Source organism: uncultured Sunxiuqinia sp. (assembly GCF_963974515.1).
Lineage (GTDB): Bacteria > Bacteroidota > Bacteroidia > Bacteroidales > Prolixibacteraceae > Sunxiuqinia.
Map to the genome: position 1 here is coordinate 36,846 of NZ_CAXBDD010000009.1, position 19,132 is coordinate 55,977.

A 19,132-nucleotide genomic window follows, 5' to 3' on the forward strand; every position below is an offset into this window, starting at 1 on the left:
GTAAACAGTCATTTCTGTGTTGTCAGCAATCAAAAAGATGCTGTTCGCAATCATTTCACTGTTGTCCACATTCAAAATCTTACGGGCAACAGTCAAAATCCCGTTATCAACATTCAAACTCGCCTTGTCGGTGAATACTTAATCGAGAAAACGCTTGGTCAGGTTGCTGTAGCTGCTAATCCGGCGGTCTCGGAAAAAGGGCCAGATGCGCCGCACGTCTTCCGATCGGCTTAAATCGACCTCAACCAGCAGGTTTTGTTCTGCCTCGGTACTGGCCTGTCTCAAAAACTCACCCTGGGGGCCGCTGACAAAGCTGTTTCCCCAAAACTGAATGCCTTCGGAAAGCATTGAGGGGTCCGCTTCGTGCCCCACCCGGTTGACACTAACAACCGGCACGCCGTTGGCAACGGCATGCGAGCGCTGAATGGTGATCCAGGCATTGCGCTGGCGATCTTTCTCGTCTTCATCGTCGCGCGGGTCCCAGCCAATTGCTGTTGGATAAATCAACAGTTCGGCGCCGGCCATGGCCATCAGGCGGGCAGCCTCTGGATACCACTGGTCCCAGCAAACCAGCACGCCCAGCTTGCCGATCGAAGTATCAATAGGTTGGTAGCCCAGGTCGCCGGGGGTGAAGTAAAACTTCTCGTAAAAACCAGGGTCATCGGGAATGTGCATCTTCCGGTATTTTCCGGCCATGCTGCCATCTTTGTCGAACACCACCGCCGTGTTGTGGTAAATGCCGCTGGCCCGTTTTTCAAATAAGGAGGTCACCAGCACCACCTGGTGTTTTTGGGCCAATTCGCCGTAAAATTGGGTCGAAGGTCCGGGAATCGGTTCAGCCAAATCAAATAGGTTGACATCTTCAACCTGGCAGAAATAGAGGCTGTTGTGCAGTTCCTGCAGCACCACCAATTCCGCACCCTGCCGCGCGCAATCGGCAATGTTGGCGGCCAGTTTGCTGAGGTTCTCGTCGGTATTTCCGGTATTTTGTTGTTGGACCAATCCAATGTGTAGCTTATTTTTTGTCATCTGTGCTTCGTTTTAAGAGTTACAAAACCCCTTCGGGAAACTGCATGCTGATACAGTGAATGGAGCCATGCTGCTTGATGAGCACCCGGCTGTTGATGGGGATAATTTCCCTTTCGGGGAAAAGGTTTTTCATGATTTCGATGGCTTCGGCATCCTGTTTTACTCCATAAACAGGAAGCAGTACCGCTTGGTTCAGAATCAGGAAATTGGCATAGGTGGCAGGCAGACGTTCGCCATTTTCATCATAGACAGGATCGGCAAAAGGCAGTGGTACAAGCTTAAACGGCTGCCCATTCTGATTGGTTAGCTGCTTGAGTTCCGCTTCCATCTTTTGCAGAGCATCAAAATGGATGTCACTCGAATCAGTGCAGCGGATGTAGGCTATGGTATCTGTGCTGCAAAAGCGGGCCAGCGTATCGATGTGGCTGTCGGTGTCATCGCCTTCCAGAAACCCGTGGTTGAGCCAGAGCACCTTTTCGGCATACAGTATTTTTTGTAGAAAGAATTCTATCTCGGCCTGGCTCAGATGCTCGTTCCGGTTCTTTGAAAGCAGGCATTCTCTTGTGGTGAGCAGACAGCCCGCGCCGTTGCTTTCAATGGCTCCGCCTTCGAGTGTAAAATAGGATAAGTCCTGGGTGATGATTCCTTCGGCAAACGATTGATGGCGCACTAAATTAGGGGTGATTTGGTTGTCGTGGGCTGCGGCAAACTTCATTCCCCATCCGTTGAAGCGGAAGTTCAGCAGACTGGGTTTTCCATTCTGGATCAAGCTAATGGCACCATGATCGCGTGCCCAGGTATCATTAACCGGCATTTCGCGGATCACCAGCTTGGCGGTTTCCTTTTGCAGAAAAGCGGGTAGCTTGCTTTTGTCGCGACACACCACGAGCAGTTTCTCGCGCTTCAAGACCTCCCGGGCAATTTCCTCATAAACAGGAAGCACTTCTTCCAAGATGGAAGCCCAGTCAGTCTGTTCGTCAGGCCAGGTCAATTGCACTCCGCTCTGTTGATGCCATTCGGCAGGTAAAAAAGAAACTTGTTGGTTCATTGTAATCACAGTTTTTTATGCGTTGCATGGAATTGTTCCTCCCTTAAGTGGCGGAATTGTGTCTCCGGATACTTCGTTTATTTCCAGCTTCAAAAATAGAATAAAAATGATTGATGTAGAACAAGTCGAAATGTTGGATGTTTTTTAAGGTGTTGTTTTGGTAACTCTTTAATATCTTTGATAAATAGTCAGTCATTTAAATTTAAAAATTATGAAAAAAGTTAGAAAAGTTACTTTTGTGGCACTGATTTCAGCCGTTTTTTTGCTGAGTAGCTGTATCGGTAGTTTTAATTTGACCCGGACTGTTTTAGATTGGAACAGATCGGTTGGTGATAAATTCGTAAACGAGTTGGTGTTTTTAGCGTTAAACATCGTGCCGGTTTACAGTGTTGCTGTTTTTGTGGACGCGGTTGTTCTGAATACGATCGAATTCTGGACCGACGAAAACCCCATGTCGATGAAAGCGGGGGAGAAGCGTGAAAAAATTGTTGAAATAGAGGGTAAAATGTATCAACTAACTTCGGAGAAGCATAAGATGACGATTGAAGAGTTGGGTGAAAACAAGGAATCAATGGAGTTGGTTTTTCGTGAGCTTGATCAAAGCTGGTATCTGAAAAAGGGTAACAAGTATCAGAAATTGGTTGAAGTGGAACTGGGAGAAACGATGGAGGAAACTTCCTATCGCGTTGTTTTGCCTGAAGGAACCATGCATGTAAAAAGCGGATTTGACCAGTTGGCAGTGAAAGAGCAGTTGGAGCTTGCCGGGCAAATGGCTTTGCAACCGTAGAACTTGCTGTTGAAAACATAAAACAAGAGCGGGAATAGTAAAAAGATACAGTTCCCGCTCTTGCTCGTTCTGGGGGTATCAATTCCCCATTTTCACTTGACTGGCTATTTTGTCATTCTTGTCCTGATCTGGCAATTGTACGGAATGTACCATGGCCTCCACCTGCCGGAGCAAGTTCCGTTTGTCGAAACGCGGCGCGTACACATAGCCATCCAGCATGACAATGCGGTTGTTGGCAGCATCCAGAACGGTCAGGTTAATGAAGGGGCCGCCCATGTAGTCGCCTTCCACTTTCCATAAACCGCGCGTTTCGGCCGCGTAATTTTTTCGCAATTCAAACACGTTGAAGATTGTTGGTACCTGGTGTTCGGTTGTCATATAACTACCGTCTGCCGGCCCTTCAACATGAGCCTTCAAAATTGAATCCCGTTTATTCAGGATGTAGTTTTCCGTAAAGGTGCTGTCGGAAGTATAGGGATAAGTATGAATGAGAATCCCCTGGCTAATGTCAGGTGTTTCGTAGCGCACCCAGGCGAAATCGTCGCGTTCTTTCGTAACCTTAAAACCCGGAGGAACATTCAATTCAATATTGAATTTATTGCGGATGACATTTTTTGCCGCTTTGTCGTGGTATTTTTTGTAGTTGATCTGCAGGCGGTCGCGTTCGGCACGCAGCATGTAGGCCACTATTCGGTCTGAATACTGATCAAATAGTTGGTGGAAGTCTTCGGTCGACCGGGCCTGGATGTTTACTACAGCTTGTGGCCATGCCCAGATGTCTTTCTTAAACTCGACTTTGGATGAATCAATGGTCGTTGAAATCTTGATTTGCACAATGTTTCGGCTGGTCTTAAAGATTTCTTTGAAAGCAGACGGTGGAACCGCGATTAAATCGAAGATTGGTTCTTCCTGCGGCAAGCCGAGCTGAGGTTGGGCCATCACTTCGCGAAAGCGTTTTCCGGTGGCGCCTTCCCATGTTGGTGTGGGAACTATAACAACCAACTCACCGGCTTTTCCGGTAATTTTTTTTCGCATGTTGGTGTTATAATCCTGGCAGGAGCTAAGGATGAGTGAAAGGCCTGCCAACAAGAATCCAAGGGTAACAATTCGTTTCATAATTAATAATGCTCTGGTGTGTAGCCAAGTCCAACAAAAATCCTACCACAAAAAATCCCGCCTCTGTGGACGGGATTTCAGGTCAAGCAAAACTGATTATTTATTAATTTTTTCAGTGTTTTTCTTTTCACTTGTTTGATCATCATCATCATCATCTTCGCTGGTGGCTTTCTTGAATTCCTTCATTCCTTTTCCAAATCCTTTCATGAGCTCAGGAATTTTCCGCCCGCCGAATAAGAGAAGTACAATGACTAGTATGATGACAATCTCTTGTGGGCCAAACATGCCGCAAATAATCGATAAGTACATAGTCCAAAGTTTAATGGTTTCTGCAAAAATAGGAAAAATTTAATCGCTTCTTAAGTAAAGAGCTTGATAATATCATTTGCATTCGCATAAAGTACCAAAGTCAGCAAAATAATCATTCCACTGATTTGTGCATACTCCAAAAATTTATCGCCGGGCTTGCGTCCCGAAACGATTTCGTAGAGTAGAAAAGTCACATGCCCGCCGTCCAAGGCCGGAATGGGCAACAGGTTCATGACGGCCAAAATGATGGACAAAAACGCGGTCATGTTCCAGAACTGAAACCAATCCCATGCGCCGGGGAAAATATTACCAATGGCAATAAACCCACCCAAGGATTCGTAAGCTTTTGTTTTAGGCGAAAAGATTAGCTTGAACTGTTTCAGGTAATCTTTAATGGTTGAAATTCCGCGATTAAAACCAGCCGGAATGGCTTCGAAAAAACCATAGTTGATGGTTTCGTAGCTGAGGAATTCGTAAGCGCTTTCCAAAAAGGCAGGGTAAAAACCGATGGTTCCATCTTCTGACACAGTCAAAGCCAGCGATTGTGCCTGACCGTCGCGTAAGATATTCAGGGTAATCTCCTTTTCTTTATTGGCTTTGATGTAGTTCGTGAACTGGTCGTAAAAAGTGAAGGTCTCACCATCAATATTCACAAAAACATCTCCTTTTTTAAGTCCTGCTTTTTCGGCCGGAGAATCTTCTATTATTTTTCCTGCGCTACACTCAAAAGGGAGTCGCGGAGCAATAACTGCCCTGCTTTTTATTAAGAGGGCCAGGTCTTCATCCGAAATTTCAACCTCCACTTGCTTGCCATCGCGTAAAACCTGGATTGCATGAGCGTTGTCGAGAATCACGGTTGGGATAATTTTGTCGAAGTTTTCGATGTATTGCTGATCGACCGACAGAATCTTATCGCCATTTTGAAGGCCAATTTGTTCACCGGTTTCGTACACCATGATGCCATGGGTCACATTTTCGGTTGGCAGGTATTGAGTGCCCCAGGCGTATAGCACGCCGGCATATATGACAAAGGCAAAAATGAAGTTCATCATTACACCACCCAACATGATAAGCAATCGTTGGTAAGCTTTTTTGGCGCGAAACTCGTGCGGTTGCGGTGGCAATTTCATCGCCTCCTTATCCATCGATTCGTCTATCATTCCTGAAATTTTCACATAGCCGCCCAAAGGAAGCCAGCCAACTCCGTATTCGGTTTCGCCCCGTTTGAACTTAAAAAGTGCAAACCATGGATCGAAGAAGAGGTAAAATTTTTCAACCCTGGTTTTAAACAACCGGGCAAAAGCGAAGTGCCCAAACTCGTGGAGCACAACTAAAATCGATAAGCTTAGGATTAATTGAGCGGCTTTTATCAGTACTTGTTCCATTCTTTTCTTACGTCTTTATTTTACTTCTTTGTTTAATCAATGAAGTTGTTAACAATCGGGTCTCTTTGTCGGTTTGAATATAATCGTCCAAAACCGGGTTTTTAATATTCGTCACCTTTTGCATGCTTTCTTCAATCAGTCCGGGCATGTCGACAAATCGAATTTTCTCTTTCAGAAATGCCTGAACCACCACTTCATTGGCGGCATTGAGGATGCAAGGTAAATTTCCTCCCATTTCCAATGCTTCAAAAGCGAGTGCAAGGTTACGAAATTTTTTTGTATTCGGCTGTTCAAAAGTCAGTTTTGGGTAATCCAGAAAGTTGAAACGCTTAAAGTCCGACGGCAAACGCAACGGGAAATTCAGCGCGTATTGAATCGGTAATTTCATATCCGGAAGACCCATTTGGGCTTTCATCGATCCATCGCAAAATTGGACAATGGAATGGATGATGCTCTGCGGATGAACAATCACATCAATCTGATGCGGTTGAAGGTCGAACAGCCATTTCGCTTCAATTACTTCAAATCCTTTGTTCATCATACTGGCCGAGTCGATGGTGATTTTGGCCCCCATATCCCAGTTCGGATGTTTCAGGGCATCATCACGGGTCACCTTTTCCAGTTGCGCTTCCGTCAGGTTCCGAAATGGTCCCCCGGAAGCGGTCAGGTAGATTTTTTCGATTTCATTCATGTGTTCCCCAGCCAAACACTGGAAGATGGCAGAATGTTCCGAATCGACCGGGAATATGTTGACTTTGTTTTTAACGGCTTCGCGTGTAATAATTTCTCCGGCCACAACAAGTGTTTCCTTGTTGGCCAGCGCAATGTGCTTGCCCGCTTCAATGGCTTTCAGTGTCGGAATCAGCCCGGAATAGCCAACCATCGCGGTCACCACCAGGTCAACCGTATCGAGCTGAACGACTTGTTCCAATGCTTCTTTGCCGGCGAAAATTTTGATAGGTTCATCTTTCAGTGCTTCAACCAGCATTTGATAGCGGCAGTGATTGGCAACCACCACCATGTTGGGTTGAAAAGTCTTGGCTTGTTGCACGAGCAACTCGATATTGTTGTTGGCAGTCAGTACTTCCACCTCGAAATGATCCGGGTGTTGCGCAATCACCTCCAGCGTTTGCGTTCCAATGGATCCGGTAGACCCCAAAATGGCAATCCGTTTTTTCATAGTACAGTTTAAAAGTCAATGTATTTTTCGGGGTCAAGAGCTATTCCCTGGTGCCATAATTCAAAATGAAGGTGCGGGCCGGTAGTCAGTTCGCCGGTGTTACCCATGATGGCAATGGCTTCTCCGGCTTTGACATGCTCATTTACTTTTTTGAGCAGCTCGGCATTGTGCTTGTAGGCCGACACCAGGTCGTTTTGATGTTGAAGGTAGATGATGTAGCCTGTTTCAACGGTCCATCCGGCAAAAATCACCGTGCCGTCAAGCACCGCTGAAATCCGGGAATTGGGCATGCCAACTACATCAATGGCGACATGATCCGTTTGTTTGTCAAATTTATTGGTAATCATTCCTTGCAGGGGTGAGAAGAAATGAAGGTTGGCAATATTTTTTGATTTTGGAGTTTCTTTTTGAAGCGAAAGGTCGAGTTGCTCTTCAAGAATTTTTTGCTGAAAAACCGAGTCGTGGTTGTAGTAATTAATTTGCAGCTCGCTGGATGGTATGCTGGTATCGGCTACAAAATCCGGGTCATGAGGAATTTCACCTTCTATCAAAGCGCGGATTTTTTCAAAATAGTTGTCACGAATTTGGAGCTGTTCTTCCAGCGAATCGACCAGCATGGCGTTGTGTACGATCATTTGGCGCACTTCGGCCGACGGATAACCCGGGATAAACCCGCGAATAGGGGTGTAGGCAATCATCAGGACTGTAAATAGGACTAAAAGCAATCCTCCAAAACTGACAATGAAAAAGACTTTGATGCGGCTTAATTTCATGCTCCACACCGTTTGATAGGTCGAATCGTTATAGATGATTAACCGGTAGCGGTTTTTGAGTTTGTCGATTAATTTTTTTTTCTTGTCCTGATTTGCCATGTTCCGATTTTGCAAGCAACAAAATTAGCAACAATTCCATGAATGCCTATTGTAGCGGATTGAAATTAATACTTTTTAACGGATTCATTCGGGGAGAAAAAATAAAAAATAGTTGAATATTTTTGTTTATCGAAAAACATGGTTTATATTTGCATCCGCATTTGAGGCAGGAACGCCAAAGATGAACGTTCAAAACAGATAAAAAATATTTAAAAATATATTGCGGGGTGGAGCAGTTGGTAGCTCGTTGGGCTCATAACCCAAAGGTCGCACGTTCGAGTCGTGTCCCCGCTACATTGAAGGAGAATCAAGAAATTGGTTCTCCTTTTTTTTTCAGCCATTGACTTATCATGGCTCACTTCAATATTATGGCTCACTTTAAATTTCTGTGGAGATTATTTTTCAGGCAAATATCTTAGCTACTCTATACAGGAAAAAGTTAGTGTCTGTCACTCCTCTTAGAGGATCATTTCATATTTCTGGGGGATTAAGGTTTTAAGCATGAGTTTGAGCGGCACGAAAACAGAAGAATGAAGCATCAGTCACACCTCTCAGAGTCGCTCTAAAAGCTTTCAGTTTTGCATGGAATGATTCTGCTGAAGCATTTTCCATAAACGACTTGTTTTTGAGTTCCTCCCGAAGGATATCAACAGATCCCATTAAAAACCGAGAGAAAAAATCAAAAAAATAGGATCTGAAAGTCCTAATTTGTGCGGGTTTCGTGATTCCGTCTGCATGAAGATGTTTTAGAGCTATTTACAAAAAGCTCGAATTGTAGTAACTTGTATTGCAACTCCCAAATATCTGAAGTCATGAACTTTCATTACCTAAACTTAAAAAAGTCCCACCAATTTGTCCTTTCGGATGACAAAGAAGGTGTCCGGTCTCCCGGACGGCGAAAATTTGTAAAAGCAATAGGCTTGGGCGCCATCGCTTGGAATCCGGTCGTGGAGTCCGTCAGGTCTCTTTCCAAGGGGGCATTTGACATAAAACACGCAAAAAACAAACTTCAGTTTTTTCGTGGAGGCCAGCTGTGCTGGGAATTCTCCACTAAACAGTTCGAGCCAGGTTATTCTCTCCTTTATGAGAACGATGGGAATCAGCTTGAGATTCGTGCCGATTCACTCCGGTTTCCAGGAGCAGATCTCCGGTTTTCGATGGATTTGCAGGTTTTTTTCAAACAAGGCGACTGGCTCATGGACCTGGACGTGCCTGAACTCGGAATTAATCAAAGGCTTAATTTTCTCAGTTGGCTCGATGGAAATGTCCAGGCTAAAGGAAGCGTCAGCAGAGCCAGCCAGTTAGTTCAGCTAAACGATAAGGACGGTGTGCACTTGGAAGGAAAACTGAATACCACACTGGATCAGAAATGGAATCTGGGCTTCAGCGGCAGAAAAAAGGTGAGCGTGCAACTGAACAATCGGAATTACAAGACCGATCAGCTCCGCTTATCTTCAGGCGGGCACACACCGCCTGAGTTTATGAAAACGCGGGTACGGCGTGGGACCCTGCTGGAATTGGCGGATTTTCAGGGCTGGAGCCAAATGATTAAAGACGTAAAGTTAAACGGGCAGCGGGTTTTTCAGGATACTGGCGAACTCCCGGGGGTAAACATTTTCCTCTCCGACTCAAACATGCTGTGGGTATCCGGTAAAAAGGGTAAACTGGAGATCAGCGACCAACACTTTGGACGAGCTAAGCTCCAATTCGAAAAATATTTTTACTATGCCGAGTATCCCAATTCAGGAGCTCCCCAAGTGTACCTTTCGGCAAGCTTGCCGAAAAAGGGGCAATGGTTTACGACGGCATTGGGCTCATTCAAATTTGAGCCGTCGTCTGAATTACCCGATTTCGAGGCCTACGGTGATGCCAATAGTCTAGATGGCCAGGTGATCGAGCCCCGCATGCGGGCATTTCAGTCGCATGTGGCACATGGCATCAGTCTGACTTCCGTCTTTCGGGACGCACCAACAATCCGGATTGATATGCAGGAACCGGTAAGACGAGTTAAGCGGGCAATTCTTTCCCGCAACGCAACACAACCGACGGATTCCATAGACACGCAAGGACCGGTTCGGAACGTTCCAACAATAACGGTTGCCAAACCCGGAACTCAGGAACCAATCCGAAAGGCCACCGTGGGGCAGCCTCAGCTAGACCTGCAATTTGAACAAATCCGATTTCGTCCCAAGCGGGCGCTGACAATCAGGATTCTTCGTCCGGAAGACCTGATTTTGCTTGAGTTTGAATTTCACAACTTCAACTATACCAACCGGGGGCAGTCGCCCTATCTGGAGCTGGACAACAGCAAAAAAGCAGGAGTCGTAATCGTCTATTTTACGAGCCAGCATACTTTGGAAGAAGCGTTTTTTGAGTCGAATCAGATCCCGGGAACCGGAACCAACACCGAAGTGAAATTGCCGGCCAAGCATTTGCGAGCCCGTAGAAGCCGGCTGGTGTATGAGTTACCCGCAGGTCATGGGGGATTTCCTGTTATTTTGGAAGAACTGCTCGACTGGTCAAAATTCAAATTGAAGGTTCATCCGCGAGCCTGGATTAAAATTCCACAAATTACGCGGCTCAAAACGCCCGTGTATCTGGAAGGGCGAACCCAGGCTGTTGAGGCACCAACAAGCAGCCGGTTTTTGGATTCCAACACCAAAGACTATGCAATCAAGCTGGTGCAGCACTCGAAGGTGAAAGCCAGCCAGCGCACCGTTTACGATGAAACGCAATTGGCCAAGGTGTTGCAGCCCATGGAAATGCAAACGGTGAGGCCCTCATTTAATGCAGCTGTTATCCAAAATATTAGTTGGAAGGTTGAACCCATCCCCGATTTCAATACCTCCATCGAAGCCCCGACGCTCCTTTACATTTCACCAAACCAAATCAACGATTTCTTCCACCAAAAAGAAGTTCAGTTGCGGGATATCGAGGAGCAAAAAGTGTTGGAAGGTCAGGTTATTTCGACCCAATTCCGGGTGCTGGATCCCTTGTCGACGAACAAAGGACAGGTTGCCGAATTATGGCACACAACTTTGGGGGTTCGCCTAAAGGACGGCAAAACCACCCGCACACTGTCAAACTTTAAAACCATTCGTGCCTTATGGGCTGATGAAGCCAATGAAGATTTCCAAAAGCTGGCTGAACTGGGCAAACCTTTTATGACTTCGCTGGATGCCAGTGATCGGCACATCCTGGTACATACCACTTCCAATTATACCATTCCCGACTATTCGCCCAAGGCGGTTCCCGTCAATAACCTGATGCTGACCAGCCTGGGAGCTTATCTTGACTGGCATGCCTTTTTTGATGTGCCGTCACCGGCCGACAATTACCTGAACATCATTGAATGGGAACACCTGGCCACCCTGGGGCGCGACCACTACGTGAAAGTCGTGCGCGAAGGTTACCTGTTTCCGTTTGGACACCGGGCTGCCTTGGTAAAAATTACAGAACGGAAGTTCCACAAGCAAACTAAATCGGCGGTTAACCGGCAGCGCATGTACATTGTGGTGCTCGAAAAGGAGGTATTGTACTCGCGAACTGATCCGCAGAATGCATTTATTGAGTTTCCGTTTCAGGCTGTCCGCGTAAAAAATAGCACAACACCTGATATTGACAATCCGGCAGATTCGACTATCATCACGGTTCCACCGTCCGGCGGAACCCGAATGATTAGCTTTATCAGGGCAGCTACTGGAGGAAATACAGTTTACAATTTCTATATCAATGTGGGAAACAAGGGATTTCCGTTTGATCTGCTGGTTACCGACAAAGAGGGCATTGATCATGCCATTCGAATGCCGCTGGCGTTTATGGAAAACCGCATTGCCCGTGACATCAACCTGATGCAGCAGGTGATTTCCAAATACAATCCGAACAATACCGCTTACACCCAGATGGATTTTTTTGGGCAGGATGTGGCTTATGCTGAAAGCTTGGTGGATGGCGATACCGCTTTTGAAACCGAATGGCTCAATTTTGGAGCGCAAACATATCCGGCTAGTGGCGAAGCCGACCTGAAATTCCATCCGATGATGCAGGAAGCCCAGGTTTTCATCAAACAACTGGATGAAATGACCGGTGTGCGCAAGCCGACTCACATTACGCTGGAGGACGATCAAAACGCCGGTATGGTGTTTGCCAAGGTGGCTGATGCCGTAGTCGATTTTAGTGGTGGATCCGACAAGTCCGGCGGATTTTTGTCACCCAATATGGCGATCACAGCTCTGAGTAAGTTGCAGGGGCCGGTTGGTGGTGAGGTGAGTGATATGAAAGCCTTGACATTCAATCCGGAAAAGTTTTTCGAAGCGCTGGAAGAATTTCCTGTGGCCAAAATTTTCGGGGTAATTAAAATATTCGATCTGTTGCTGGGCGGACTTAACATGGATGGCGTATTTGACGGGCTGATCAACACCATTAACCAGGTAAAAAAAGAAATTGAGGAGATCAAGAATGATATTCTGTATCTGGAAAACCTGGCCAGGGAAACGAAACAAAATGTCGAGGATCAGGTGAACAACCTGAAACAGGAATTGCAGAATAAAGTGCAGGAACTGCTGGATGCCCTGAACGGGAACATTCCCAAGATCCCAAACTTTAAGACCTATGTAACCACAGAGGCTTTTTACGCCGAATACAAATGGCAGCCGGAGTTCAAACAGAATCCGATCCAGGTAATTCCGGATATTTTGCATGTGAATGTCAGTAACCCGAATGAGGCCCTGACCATCACCACCAAGTTCGAGAAACCTTTTGACAGTTCGAAATCGGCCACAATGAATGGCTCGGCCCGCTTCAACAAGTTTGGGATCGATTTGGTTCCCTTGCTCGAAGTCAATTTCAATTACCTCGAGTTTAAAACCGGCGCTTCGGAGAAAGCGGACGTCAAAGTGGATATTGACCAGGACAAACCAATTGCCTTTAAAGGAGTGCTGAGTTTTGTCAATAACTTGCAAAACATCATTCCCAGCACTGGCTTCTCCGATGACGGCCCTTACATCAAGCTGGAACCGACACGGGTTATTGCCGGTTTCGACATGAGCATTCCCAATGTGGAAGTGGGCATTTGTATGATCTCCAACATCAGCCTGGGTGCTAGCGTTACACTACCGTTCACAGGAGCGCCACTAACGATTGGTTTCAACTTTTGCAAACGCGAGAATCCGTTCCTGCTCACCGTTTCGTGCTTTGGTGGCGGCGGTTTCTTCATGATGGTAACGACCTTAAAAGGATTGCAATCCATTGAGGCGGCGTTTGAGTTTGGGGCAGCCATGTCTTTGAATGTAGGGGTTGCCTCAGGCGGCGTATCGGTCATGGGAGGTTTCTATTTCAAAATGGAGCTGGTTAATATTGAGGTGAACGGGCAAACCGAAGAAATTGCCGAATCGACCCTGACCGGCTACCTGCGGATCAACGGTCACCTTTCCATCCTTGGACTGATCACCGTTTCGCTCGAATTCTATCTCGCATTCACCGCCGTATTCAGTGGCGACAAGGTTGAAAAGCTGGAAGGCCTGGCTACGCTGAAAGTGAAAGTAGAAGTGCTGTTCTTTAGCAAAACCGTTTCGGTTACCGTGCGCCGCGAACTGAAGGGCGCTGATGCCGATCCGAAGTTTATTGAAATGATTGACCAGGATGACTGGCAGGAATACTGTCTGGCTTTTGCAAGTTAAATTGAATTCAGAAAATCAAACGATATGCCACAAGAAATTATATTTACCACGTTACCTCATCAGCGAACCACGGTTGAGGGCAAAGAAATATTGAAACTTTCTGTGTTTGTTTCCATCAAACTAAACACGCCAAGCGACACCACGCTCTCCCAGTTTGAAGACATTTTGGACTGGCCGCAAAAAGTGTTGAATGCTGATTTTAAGTTCCGTTTGCAAAACGGTACCGTGCTCGATCCGGCCATGCTTGACGGACCGATCGATCCGGAACTTTTTCAGCATATTTTTCACCCGGATGTCAAGGTCGATGATTTTAAAGAGGAAGAGAACCTGGTGGAAAAACGCATCCATTCGTTTCCGTCCAAACACATTCAGGATTTTATAATCCAGTCGTATAAACAGGAAGCGATTGTTGAGCCCAGGAAGCGGGTGACACCCGAAAAGTTTGTGGATGAAACCAACCTTGGTGCGATTTCGCGGATGAAACTGAATTTGCAGGCCGTTCAACAGGCTGTTCAGCCGAGCCGGACGACAAAAATACAGGCGTCACGAATGATGTTTAAGCAAACCGATGAGGATCAAACGATCCAACGGGTGTTGCAGCAGGATAAATTCAAGCGGTTTGAGTTACAAATGAACCCGAAGGACGATTTCACTCAGTTGCGGCAGTTTCACCAGGTTGACCGGGTGCGGACCAAGCCCAAGCTGGAGTTGCAAAAACCTTCATTCGAATTTCATGACATCTTGGCGGTGGTTAACAGTTATCCGCAGATCATGCGGAAGCTGGCCATCGTGCTTGATTTCACCATTCCTTATGATTCAGCGATCCCAAACAAGGGCACCATTCAGCTGGTGCCCAACGCCTTGGTTTTTGACGAGCCGGGAACGACCGTTTCGACGCCGGCAACCGCTTATGAAATCACAAAGACCGGCTTTTACATTGGCGATAAAAACAATGCAATTTTCAAGCAGGGATTTGTCAAAATAAATACCAACGAGTTTTCGGTAATCCAGGTTGATGCCGACGGGGCGGCGCTAAAAACTTCAAATATGGCCGAAAACAAGGTGCAGCAAATCGCCCGTTTTTATGAACTCCGGTCTGAATTGCGCGTGAGTAATAATTTTAGGTTGAAGGAAATGGACGAGGTCGAACCTCCCGAAGAGGAGGGTCTGCCGGCCATGCGTTCGGCGGGGATTGCCGTTACCAAAAACGGGATGGCGGAATATTTGTATTCCCAGGTGCAGAGCAACCTGCAACTGAAGCAAAACTTTGTAACCACTTCGCCCATGATGATGCAAATTCAACCCAAACTGCAAACCGAAGGCGAAACGGTTCAAATGACCCAATTGCAAGTGAAACAACCCAGCCAGGTGCTTTATTCCAACGATGTTATTCAGGCATACCAGATGGATATTGCCTATGAAGATGAACCTGACACCTGGTATTCGCTGCACCAGCGGCACGATTCCTACACTTGGTTTGACGAACAAAACATCCCGCATCCGATTGAAGGGATTGAACCTGATGAGGGTTTTATCCAGCTGGGAATTACCGAAGACCCTGATGATCCCGATGATGTGTTTATCCCGGAAACGCTGGCCCGCTGGGAAGGCTGGAGTCTGTCGGTTAGAAAGCCGGGCTACGCCATCAACGAGTCGGACGACTACGAACTGAAGCCGGGTGAAGAAACTAAGCGAGACTTTGTGTATAAAAATAAAACCGACGAAGCTCGGAAATACGCATTTAATACCGATGTAGAATTCCGGATCAATGCGCAGTCCAAGATTGTGCCGGGTACCTTACCAAAACTTCGGTACGGAAAAGATTACCGGGTCCGCATCCGGTCGGTGGATCTGGCCGGAAACAGCGTCCCGCTCGGGAGTCAGCCCGAAACCCCCAACCTGACGATCCGCAGCAATATCCGCTATTTGCGGTACGATCCCCTGGCTAGCCCGATTGTTTTGGTCGGCAACGAGCTGAAAGATGGCGAGTTTCTGGAAAGCATGGTTATTCGTTCCAATTTCGACCAGTCGGTGGCCGATTATGAAAGCGCTCATCCGGTGGATGGGAAAACACTGGACGACTACTCGCTGCGTTACTTGCTGCCACCCAAAAACAGCCAATTGATGGCAGAAACCCATGGCATGTTTGAGAATGCGTTTGGCAATCCGCAACAGGCACAGGAAATTTACAGCATCATCACCAGTCACGAGGAATTGTATCAGCAGGATGAAAAGAACAAGGAAAAAGTATACCAACCCAACGAGGTCGAAATTATTTATTTGCCTGATCCAATGGCTGCGGGTGTTGCTCTTTTTCTTTCTGAAGGTTACGAATATACCCACTCCCAGGACTTTGCTCCCCGTATGTTTAGCTTTTTCAGCAACGCGGAAATTCAGCCTGGCGACACGGATTCCGTACCCCGGCCGGAAGACTGGTACAACGCCGGCCACATCCGGATCCGACTGGAAGAAGGTGAACAGCAGGATGTTCAGTGGAGCGCTTCAGACCGTCAGCTCACGGTCTTCATGCCGAAAGGCCTGCGAACAAAAATCCGCTTCAGTACATTTTGGCGCGAATCGGATTTGAAAGAGCTGGCCGCCATCTGGCAGTTGGTGAAAGATGAGTCACCCGGAAACTTGTCCGAGTTGACCGATCTGGCGTTTACGGGCCAGCATTGGATGGTAAGTCCTTCTCGCGAGATGGAGCTGGTGCATGCGCTGCAACAGCCGCTGGAAGAACCCGTAATAGAGCAATTACTGCCCGACCGCGATTTTAACGATACCTTCGCCAACATCAACATTCGTTACAAAGTGCACGGCGAAAGCACCGAAAAGGTAGAACTGCAATCGCGGTGGACCGAGCCGATGGACGATGGTATTTCGGTTACGATCAAGGAGAAACAGGGGCGTAACAGCATCGCCGATATTGTGGTCAATTACCAGGATGACGTGATTACCAAGGGAACGACTCCCCAGCCGGCCGTCTTAATTCAGCCGCAAATTCAAAATTTACAGATCATGCCCATCAAGAAATTCCAGATGCGCACGCCGGTGGAGTTTGAAGCGGATCCGCAGCCTCAATCCCGAAAGATCAGTGCCATCTACAAGGCTCAGGCGGTTTCGTTTCAGAACTTGGAGCAACAAAGGAAAGTCGCCCCCAAAACCTTAGTCAACCAAGTGAAGTTTGACGTACAGGAGTTGAAGTTTCCGGTATTCAAAGCGATAAAATTGCGGATTAAGCCGCTCATGCAGCAGTTTGGCGACACCAAACACCGGTGGGTGGACTACAAACTGGTGGCTGCTTCGCGTTACCGCGAATATTTCGGAAAAATACTCGCGGCTGATTCCGGTTTGACCACCACACGTGAAAGCGAATGGAAAGAAAAGCATAATATCCCAAGTTCGGCACGGCCCAAAGCGCCCGAAATTGACTACCTCATCCCAACCTTCGAGTGGCGCAAAACCCAGTCGGACGATGCGATTCGCCACCAACGAGTCGGTGGCGGAATACGTATTTTTCTGAAACGACCTTGGTTTTCATCGGGCGATGATGAAATGCTGGCCGTCATTTTGCCCGACAGTAAAGCCAATTTAAACCGGCTGACTTTGCTATCGCCCGGCTATTCGGACTATTATACCAACTGGGGGATCGATCCACTACTTTATTCAGTACAGCCAGCTGGTTTTTCTCCGCAACCCGCTGATTTCAGGATGAATCCTGTGATCGATGAAGAGTTACAATATCCGGGCAGGGGATCGGCAAAAGCCAAAGCCGTAGCCTATCCGGTTCATTTCGACGAGGACCGGCAGACCTGGTTCTGCGACTTAAACATTAACCCCGGAAGCATGTATTTCCCATTTGTCAAACTGATTTTAGCCCGCTATCAGCCCTACTCCGTACGCAAGGAGGAAGAAGATGTTTGCCTGTCGCCGGTGGTTGCAGCCAGTTTTACCCAGCTAATGCCGGATCGCCAAACAACCGTTAGGTTTAAACGCGACGATGTCAATTCCAGGTTTACAGTAACCGTGGAGGGTACGATTTACAACGAACGCCTTGCGGCGTATGGCAATTACAACTTTCTGCGAATCAGTTTCCTGGACAATAAAATGGCGCAACCCATTTACGGAACAGTCAGCGATGGCTCCAACGAGAAGGACCTGACCGACAGAGGCGTGGAAATCAAAATCAGCCAACGCAATATTGAGAATAACCGGTATTCGATCAGTAATGAGTTTCGCTTGCCGCGAGGATACAAAAGGTCGCCATTCCAGATCATTATCGAAGAGTACGAACGTGGACCGAATAAGATCAGCGGACTGGACAATGCCTACAAAGACCGTCTGGAACAGTCGGAGGAAACCGACCGACTGATCTATGCCGATGTGTTTAATGTCAATGCAACCGGGGCGGCATCAAACGATTTGAAATTGTAACTTTTCACCGAAACAAAGAAAGGGGCCGGTCGAATGTGTTCAATCCTATGACCGGCCCTTTCTGTGCTATTCTCGGCGTCATTCGGTTCTTGCTGAATAAAGACGAACAACATCGACCACTCGGCCATAAATGCTCCCGTATTCCAGCAGGCAAACCCCAAATATTTAAGGTTGGGCGTGGGTTTTTCCGCATGAAGTGAGAACTCTGCCAGCTGAGGCGAAAATTCCTTTAGCCTGGAAAGTCAAATGTCATAGGCGGGAGCGCAAGCTCCATTAGTCAAGGGATGAATGCCATCGGACGAGGTCTGGGCTCTGCCCGGCATAACGCGATTAGTTTCGTGCAATGAGCTTTCAAAATAGAAACATGGCTCAGTAATATTCGTATAAATTATTGAAATCAAGTTTATTAAACAAGGCTGTTGACGTCTTGTGCCATGAACCGTGTTCATACCCTTTAAGCAGGGGATATTCCTGAAAAAAGCCGTCTAAAATTACTTTTCACAAGCCTTGTTTGCTTATTCATTTCAAATAAAACCAAAAGTTATGGAAATCAAGAAATATCCATCTTGTGATTTAAATTGCTACCGGAATCTTTTTATTGAACTCGGGCTGGTTTTGGCGCTTGGAGTTATCTTACTGGCTTTTGAATTTAAAACCAATGTGAAGAAACCGGAAATTACTGGTGCCGTTGTCGCCCAGGAAATTGAGAGTGAAGTAATCCCGATCACGCGGCAGGAAGAAGTGAAACCTCCGCCTCCGCCCCCTCCTCCGCGAGTTGTCGAAGTGCTCAACATTGTATCCGACAACATTGAAATTGAAGATGAATTGGAAATTCAGGATACCGAAGCTGACGCGGAGACCGAAATTGATGTGAGCCCGATTGTTATTGATTATGCACAGGAGGAAAAGGAAAAAGATGAGGAGCAGGTGTTTTACATTGTAGAAGAAATGCCTGAGTTTCCGGGAGGAGAACTGGCCCTGCGAAAATTCTTGGCCAATGCCATTAAATATCCGGTGATTGCCCAGGAGAATGGGATTGAAGGTAAAGTTTATGTGTCGTTTGTCGTCGGGAAAGATGGGCAGGTTACCAATGCCCGGATCGTACGCAGTGTCGACCCTTCGCTTGATAAAGAAGCTTTGCGTGTGGTTAATAGTCTGCCGGTATGGAAACCAGGCTTGCAGCGCGGACAGCCGGTGAGGGTTGCTTTTAGCGTTCCCATTCATTTCGTGCTACAATAAAAACCGTCAATCGGTTTGTCTGGTTATTTTTTTTAGAAAGACGATTCTCTACAGA

The 19,132-nt window shown here is 46.9% G+C and carries 11 protein-coding genes and 1 tRNA gene; 5 read left to right on the forward strand and 7 right to left on the reverse strand.

Annotation, left to right across the window (positions count from 1 at the left end):
* Window positions 1-138 precede the first annotated feature (138 nt).
* Window positions 139-1,029: a carbon-nitrogen hydrolase gene (locus AAC033_RS04275; protein WP_339735752.1), complete on the reverse strand. Its 891-nt coding sequence runs from the start codon at window positions 1,027-1,029 to the stop codon at window positions 139-141.
* A gap of 19 nt (window positions 1,030-1,048) precedes the next feature.
* Window positions 1,049-2,077, reverse strand: a complete 1,029-nt coding sequence (locus AAC033_RS04280; protein WP_339735754.1) for an agmatine deiminase family protein — start codon at window positions 2,075-2,077, stop codon at window positions 1,049-1,051.
* A gap of 211 nt (window positions 2,078-2,288) precedes the next feature.
* On the opposite strand from AAC033_RS04280, the gene AAC033_RS04285 reads away from it, so the two are divergent.
* A complete protein-coding gene (locus tag AAC033_RS04285) occupies window positions 2,289-2,864 on the forward strand; it encodes a DUF3332 domain-containing protein (protein WP_339735756.1) in 576 nt (191 codons plus the stop codon).
* Window positions 2,865-2,942: 78 nt separating this feature from the next.
* Here AAC033_RS04285 and AAC033_RS04290 read toward each other — a convergent pair whose 3' ends face one another.
* From AAC033_RS04290 to AAC033_RS04310, 5 genes are all read right to left on the reverse strand, one after another.
* Complete coding sequence (locus AAC033_RS04290; RefSeq protein WP_339735758.1) at window positions 2,943-3,980, reverse strand: DUF4837 family protein; 1,038 nt, start codon at window positions 3,978-3,980, stop codon at window positions 2,943-2,945.
* Window positions 3,981-4,076: 96 nt separating this feature from the next.
* Window positions 4,077-4,289 carry a twin-arginine translocase TatA/TatE family subunit gene (tatA, locus tag AAC033_RS04295; RefSeq protein ID WP_339735760.1) on the reverse strand — a complete coding sequence of 71 codons (213 nt, stop codon included), beginning with the start codon at window positions 4,287-4,289 and terminating at the stop codon, window positions 4,077-4,079.
* Window positions 4,290-4,339: 50 nt separating this feature from the next.
* The gene (gene rseP, locus AAC033_RS04300; RefSeq protein WP_339735762.1) at window positions 4,340-5,674 is read right to left on the reverse strand and encodes an RIP metalloprotease RseP; all 1,335 of its coding nucleotides are present in this window, start codon (window positions 5,672-5,674) and stop codon (window positions 4,340-4,342) included.
* 7 nt (window positions 5,675-5,681) lie between these two features.
* Window positions 5,682-6,854, reverse strand: coding sequence for a 1-deoxy-D-xylulose-5-phosphate reductoisomerase (locus tag AAC033_RS04305; RefSeq protein ID WP_339735764.1), 1,173 nt, complete (start codon window positions 6,852-6,854; stop codon window positions 5,682-5,684).
* A gap of 8 nt (window positions 6,855-6,862) precedes the next feature.
* Window positions 6,863-7,726, reverse strand: coding sequence for a M23 family metallopeptidase (locus AAC033_RS04310; RefSeq protein ID WP_339735766.1), 864 nt, complete (start codon window positions 7,724-7,726; stop codon window positions 6,863-6,865).
* Window positions 7,727-7,947: 221 nt separating this feature from the next.
* Between AAC033_RS04310 and AAC033_RS04315 the strand changes: the two genes are divergently transcribed.
* The 4 genes from AAC033_RS04315 to AAC033_RS04330 all read left to right on the forward strand — a co-directional run bounded on the left by AAC033_RS04315 (window position 7,948) and on the right by AAC033_RS04330 (window position 19,077).
* A tRNA-Met gene (locus tag AAC033_RS04315) sits at window positions 7,948-8,020 on the forward strand.
* Between the two features lie 518 nt (window positions 8,021-8,538).
* A complete protein-coding gene (locus tag AAC033_RS04320; protein WP_339735768.1) occupies window positions 8,539-13,404 on the forward strand; it encodes a hypothetical protein in 4,866 nt (1,621 codons plus the stop codon).
* Between the two features lie 24 nt (window positions 13,405-13,428).
* Window positions 13,429-17,838 carry a hypothetical protein gene (locus AAC033_RS04325; protein WP_339735770.1) on the forward strand — a complete coding sequence of 1,470 codons (4,410 nt, stop codon included), beginning with the start codon at window positions 13,429-13,431 and terminating at the stop codon, window positions 17,836-17,838.
* Window positions 17,839-18,381: 543 nt separating this feature from the next.
* Window positions 18,382-19,077: an energy transducer TonB gene (locus AAC033_RS04330; RefSeq protein WP_339735772.1), complete on the forward strand. Its 696-nt coding sequence runs from the start codon at window positions 18,382-18,384 to the stop codon at window positions 19,075-19,077.
* Window positions 19,078-19,132 lie beyond the last annotated feature (55 nt).